Annotated in this window: 1 protein-coding gene; it reads right to left on the bottom strand. The window is 62.4% G+C overall.

The annotated features are described in order from the left end of the window. Window positions 1–862, bottom strand: an 862-nt coding sequence (locus HP566_RS02680) for a GLUG motif-containing protein (RefSeq protein ID WP_249975725.1), incomplete at both ends; no start/stop codon positions are given.

The following is an 862-nucleotide window of genomic DNA, read 5'->3' as shown; positions in this document are numbered from 1 at the left end:
CGTAGGTGGCGGTGGCATCGTTGGCCGTCACCGTGACAGGCGTCAGGAAGCCGCGCAGCAGCGGCGTGGTATGCCCCTCGTAAATACGCCATACCGTATCGGTGCCGCCCTGGCCGTCGATATCCCAGCCGGCGAAGGTCTCCAGCGATGTCAGCTCGTTCCAGGTCCTACCGGTGCCAAGGGTGTTCAGGTTGGTATTGATGGGATTGCCATCGGCATCGGTGGTCGCGAAGTAGCTGGCGGCGATATTGCTGCCGCCAGCGACCCCCACCAGCCCGCCAACGTTATTGTTGCCCGTTACCTGCCCGGTAGCGTAGCTGGCGGCGATATTGCTGTCGATAGCGTACCCCACCAGCCCGCCAACAGCACCGTTGCCTGTTACCTGCCCGGTAGCGTAGCTGGCGGCGATATTGTTGTTGAAAAAAGCGTACCCCACCAGCCCGCCGACGTAATTGTTGCCCGTTACCTGCCCGGTGGCGTAGCTGGCGGCGATATTGCTGTTGGCAGCGCGCCCCACCAGCCCGCCAACGTAATTGTGGCCCGTTATGTTGATCTCTCTAAGGCCGATATCGCGAATCGCCGCGCCGTTGCCGGTGGCGCCAAACAGGCCGATATCACTCTGACCGGGCCGGGCGATGGTCAGCCCGTCGATGGTATGGCCCAGCCCGGCGAAGGTGCCGGTGAAAAACGTCGAGGTGTTGCCAATGGGCGAAAAGCCCGCCGTGCTCCACATGCCGCTGAGATCGCTGCCGGCGGTGGCGCTGGCATCGATATCGCGGGTCACGCGGTAGTCGGCGTTCAGGTCCAGTGCCATCAACTGTAACTGGTGGGCGTTGGTGATGGTGGTGCTGTATTCACTATA

Origin of the sequence: Vreelandella olivaria (genome assembly GCF_023507745.1) — a bacterium.
GTDB lineage: Bacteria > Pseudomonadota > Gammaproteobacteria > Pseudomonadales > Halomonadaceae > Vreelandella > Vreelandella olivaria_A.
Note: the sequence above shows the minus strand (reverse complement) of the source record. Positions and strands in the feature narration are given on the sequence as shown.